At 66.0% G+C, this 4,971-nt stretch carries 3 protein-coding genes and 1 pseudogene; 3 read left to right on the top strand and 1 reads right to left on the bottom strand.

All coding sequences use genetic code 11. From position 1 onward, the window contains the following. The coding region (locus AC1P6P_RS00915; RefSeq protein ID WP_481400552.1) for an adenylosuccinate synthetase at window positions 1-123 on the bottom strand (123 nt) is incomplete at its 3' end. 1,223 nt (window positions 124-1,346) lie between these two features. On the opposite strand from AC1P6P_RS00915, the gene AC1P6P_RS00910 reads away from it, so the two are divergent. From AC1P6P_RS00910 to AC1P6P_RS00900, 3 genes and pseudogenes are all read left to right on the top strand, one after another. After that, window positions 1,347-3,578 (top strand): FAD-dependent oxidoreductase, encoded by a 2,232-nt coding sequence (locus AC1P6P_RS00910; RefSeq protein WP_481400551.1) that lies wholly within the window; start codon window positions 1,347-1,349, stop codon window positions 3,576-3,578. Next, a complete protein-coding gene (porA, locus tag AC1P6P_RS00905; RefSeq protein ID WP_481400550.1) occupies window positions 3,575-4,735 on the top strand; it encodes a pyruvate ferredoxin oxidoreductase in 1,161 nt (386 codons plus the stop codon). The genes AC1P6P_RS00910 and porA overlap by 4 nt, the downstream gene beginning before the upstream one ends. Further along, window positions 4,735-4,971 (top strand): annotated as a pseudogene (locus AC1P6P_RS00900) (hypothetical protein); the annotation flags it as partial. The gene porA and the pseudogene AC1P6P_RS00900, both read left to right, overlap by 1 nt.

The following is a 4,971-nucleotide window of genomic DNA, read 5'->3' as shown; positions in this document are numbered from 1 at the left end:
GTGTCCAGCATTGTGGCCGCCCTGGAAGCGCACCACCACATCGGCGCGGGCCGACAGCCAGTCCACGATCTTGCCTTTGCCCTCGTCGCCCCACTGTGCGCCGATCACCGCCACATTCGCCATTGTTCCGTACCCGGATGAGTGTTTCAGAATGCGGGCTCGCCGCGCCGATACCGCAGGCACTGAGCCATGGCCCTGGTTGGGGGCAAAAGACTCGGGCGCGGTGCGGCGAGACGGGGTTATAGCGGCTTCAACGCCCTGAGACAGCGGGTTTTTTGCCGCCGCCGCGGTGCGGGCCCGAAGCCGCCTAACCGCCTTGACCCGTACAACGACGCCATTTTCGACATAGGTGACGAGATAGACCGGAATTTTGGGCTTTTGCGGGGCCTATGCGCCGTTGGATTCTCGACCTTGAACCCGGATTTGGCGTCGCCACGCTGCTTGCTACGGGAACGGGCTCGCATGAAAGTTGCTGAGCGCCGCCCCGGCCGACCGCGCGTCACGGCGCTGATTGCGGCCCCAGCTCGGTTCGGCAAGATAATTGTTTTGATTTTCGGGGGCGGGGCCCCCCTCCTGTGCGCCCGTGGCAGACGCGCCGAGGCCGCCGCCAAAACGGCCGGAATCTGCGACGGCGCGAGCGCGTTCATGGCCGCAATTATAAGCCCGTTTTGGCCGACGGGGATAAGCCCGCGTGCGCTGGTCCAAGCGCGTGATGAGGCGCGACAATTCGGCGGTGGGGTGTGGGATAGCGACCGTATTGGGGCAAAGTAAATCCGCGCGATAGGTGCTTCGCGGCTATGCGCCCCGGGCAGGCGATGTCATCGCTGGCGGCGTGCGCGTAAAGCGCCTCAGCATGACGAGAATTTTTTCGCGCCGGCCACTTGTCATCCCCGGCGAGCGAAGGCGCGCAGCGGCGAAGCATCGACCGGGGACCCAGGTGGTGGGGGATTCGCTGCCAACGCGCGAAAATCTCCGGCCGGCGAACCCTCGGAACGCGCCCACGTGCCAAACTTTGCGATCTGTGCGGGCGCGTCCGGGATGATGGCGCGCGGTCCCTCGCGCTTTGTCGCATAGCGCCTATTCCCAATCCCGGGGCAGCAGAAAATGTCGGGGCGGCGCGGCGGGGGGCACGACTCGATGCCGATCCTTGGCCTGAGGCGGGCAGAAAGTTACGGGCCTCGATTACACGCGTAACTCAGCCCCGCCCCCGCGGCCAAAATGCGCTTTAAGCTGCGGGAATTTGAGGGAAAATCAGGGGAAACGAGTCTCGGGCTGGGTTGATTTTCGTCATATCGGCAATCTGCCCGCCGATTAGGCTCGACGCCCGATCCACTAGGCAGGCAACCATGCACGCTCTCGCCGATGTCCCGCTTCCGTCCGATCTGACGCTGCCGTTGGAAGTGCGCGTGCACGGGCGCGGCGGCCAGGGCGGGGTAACCTGCGCCAAGCTGATCGCGGCGCTGTTCACCCAGATGGGCTGCTATGTGCAGACCTTCGGCGATTACGGCAGCGAGCGCTCGGGCGCGCCGGTGCAGGCCTACACGCGCGTCGATCGCGATCCGGTCAAGAATGCCAACAAGGTCTATCGCCCCGATCATCTGTTGGTGCTCGATGAAGGGCTGATGCGGCCGGCGATTTTCGATGGCGTCGCGCCGGGCTCGTTGCTGCTCTTGAATTCGCATCTGCCGCTCGCCCATTTCGCCGGACGGTTCGATCATTATCGCTTCGGCGTCGTCGACGCGACGTCGATCGCCCGCGAGCAGGGCATCGGCTCGGCGGCGGTGGTGATCATCAACACCACCATCCTCGGCGCCTATGCGCGGCTGTTGGGCTTGCCGGTGACGGCGCTGGAAAAAGTCTTTGCCAAGCTCGGCGTTTCGGGCGATTTCACCGCCGCCCGCCAGGCCTTCGACACGGTGCAGTTCGCCGAAGTGCGGACGCCGGAAACCGAGCTGGCGGCCGCGCCCGTGGCGGTGCCGCAACCGGTCGCCTCCACGCTCGAGCACACCAAGGATTTTCCGCCCACCGTGATGACCGGCACCTGGTCGAACCAGACGCCGAGCTATGCCACCCACGACGCGCCCTGCAACGTCGCCTGCCCGGCCGGCAACGACGTGGTCGGGTTCGTCCAGGCGCTGAAGAAGGATGGCGTCGAAGCGGCGGCGGCGATTTTGTTCGCGACCCAGCCGCTTCCTTCCGTGTGCGGACGGGTTTGTCCGGCTCCCTGCATGGGCCGCTGCAATCGCGCCTTCTTCGACGGGGCGGTGAATATCCGAAGCCTGGAACGCTTCATCGGCGATCACACGGTGTTCGAGCCCAAGCGCGCGAGCGTGTCGCGGCCGTTGCATGTCGCGGTGGTCGGCGGCGGTCCGGCGGGACTTTCGGCGGCGTGGACGCTGGCGCGCGAAGGCCATGCGGTGACGATTTACGAGTCGGGACCGGGGCTCGGCGGTGTCTTGCGCAATGGCATTCCGGCTTTTCGCCTGCCGCCGGCCGCGCTGGAGCAGGATCTGGCGCGCATCACGGCGCTGGGCGTGAAATCGCGCTGCAATACACCGGTCGGCAAGACCGATCTTGCAGAGTTGAGCCGCGCCCATGATGCGGTGATCGTCGCGGTCGGGTTCGGCGCCGCGGTGTCGCTCGGCATTCCGGGCGAGCATCTGGCAAATGTCGAACAAGGTCTCGATTTCCTCGATCGCGCCAAGCGCAAGCCGGTGGCGCTGACCGGCAACGTTGTGGTGATCGGCGGCGGCAATACCGCCATCGACTGCGCCCGCACGGCGGTGCGTTGCGGCGCGCAAAGCGTCACCATCGCCTATCGCCGCGCCAAGACGGACATGCCAGCCATCGTGGAGGAAATCCACGACGCCGAAAAGGAAGGCGTGGAAATCATGGCCTTCCGCACGCCGGTGGCGTTCCAGGGCGGCGACGGCGTGACCACCGCCGTTCTCGCCGAGATGGAGGCCGGTCCGCCCGATGCCAGCGGCCGGCGCCGTCCGGTGGTGACCGATCGCACCGCGACGCTGTCAGCCGATACGGTGCTGCTGGCGCTGGGGCAGAACAACGAGATGGCGCTGCCCGATGGCTGGCGCGTGCAAGACGGCCGTGCCTATCACGGCGAGCAGGCGCTGGCGGTGTATTTCGCCGGCGATTGCGCCACCTCCGAAGGCACCGTCACCCACGCCATCGGTTCGGGACGCAAGGCGGCGGAAGCCGTGCTTGGCAGTCCTATCGGGCTGATGGCGAAGACCAACGGCGAACCCGTGGCGCCGGGGCATATCCGTTTCGATCACTTCGAGCCCGGCCGTCCGCACGCCGACCGTCACATCGTGCCGGCATCGCTGGCCGGCGATTTTTCCGAAGTGAATGTTGGCCTCGGCGATGCCAGCGAAGCCGGCCGCTGCTTCAGTTGCGGCCACTGCACGCTGTGCGACACCTGCATCATCTCGTGTCCCGATGGCGTGATTTATCGCGAGACCGGCGGCTACCAGATCGATCCGCACTATTGCAAAGGCTGCGGCATGTGCGTGGCCGAGTGTCCGCGCGGCGTGATGGCGATGCAGGAGAAGACCGTATGAGCCTGGAACTGCTCTCCGCCAATCACGGCGCCGCCAAAGCCGCCACGCTCGCCGCTCGCGCCAATCGCACCGGGCGCGGCTTCGTTTCCGGAGTCTATCCGATCACGCCGTCGACCGAATGCATGGAATTCCTCTGCAATCAGAAGATCGACAAGGGCCATGTCGTGCGCGTCGAAAGCGAGCATTCCGCCATGGGGGTGTGCATCGGCGGCGCCGCGGCGGGAGCCCGCACCTTCACCACGACTTCGTCGAACGGCCTCGCCTACATGGTGGAAAACTGCATCGCGGCGGCGACGATGCGCTTTCCCGTGGTGATGGCAGTCGCCAATCGCACCATGGGCCCGCCGTGGAACATCTGGGCCGATCACGGCGATGCCCTGATGCTGCGCGATGCCGGCATCATCCAGTTCTTCTGCGCCGACAACCAGGAAGTCTTCGACACCGTGCTCAGCGCCTTCCGCCTGGCCGAAGATGCCCGCGTGATGATGCCGGTGATGGTGTGCATGGAAGGATTCATTCTCTCCCACACCGTGGCGCAGATCGAGGTGCCCGAGCAGGCCAAGGTCGACGCCTTCCTGCCGCCGACCGTGGTTCCGCACCGCCTTGCCGAGGTGCCGCACACCCTCGGCCAGATCGAAATCCCGCATCAGACCGAAGTCCACCGCCTGCAGCATCATCAGGCGATGCTCGGCGCGCCGGCGGTCTATGGCGAAATCCAGGACGCATTCGAGAAAATTTTCGGCCGCCGGCCGCCCGACATTCTGGTGCCGTACCGGTGCGATGATGCCGAAACCCTGATCGTCTCGATCGGCACCATTCCGATCACCGCCGAACGCGTGGTCGACCAGCTCCGCGCCGAAGGCAAGAAAATCGGCTCGCTGCGCCTCAGGATGTTCCGGCCGCTGCCGGAGGCGGCGCTGCGGCGGATTTTCGCCGGCAAAAAACGCATCGCGGTGATCGACCGCAATATCGGCCTCGGCGTCGGCGGCATCGTCTGGAACGAGACGCGCGCGCTCGCCGATCCGGGGGCGGTGGTGCAGGATTATCTCGCCGGCATGGGCGGCGGCGACATCCGCCCCGAGCACATCGTCAAGATGGTCGCCGATATCGCGGCGCGAACCGAAACCGACGCGCCGGTGCTGATGGAGGCGGTGTGATGAACGAACCAGTTCTCGGCGGCCTGTGCCAGTCCGATCTCGATCGCGCCGAACCGATTTTCCGCAAAGGCAACACCAATTGCGGCGGTTGCGGCATGTCAATCACGCTGCAGATGCTGCGCCGCGCCGTCGGCGATCGGCCGGTGCAGATGGTGATCCCGGCCTGTTGCGGCGCCGTGGCCGGCGGCACCTTCCCGCAAGCGACGTTCGGCGTGCCGACGTTGATGACGACCTTC

It is taken from the genome of Rhizomicrobium sp. (genome assembly GCF_056722145.1).
Note: the sequence above shows the minus strand (reverse complement) of the source record. Positions and strands in the feature narration are given on the sequence as shown.

Coding starts and splice junctions, on each gene's coding strand:
- porA (WP_481400550.1), top strand. CDS start 3,575: ATGAGCCTGGAACTGCTCTCCGCCAATCACGGCGCCGCCAAAGCCGCC.
- AC1P6P_RS00910 (WP_481400551.1), top strand. CDS start 1,347: ATGCACGCTCTCGCCGATGTCCCGCTTCCGTCCGATCTGACGCTGCCG.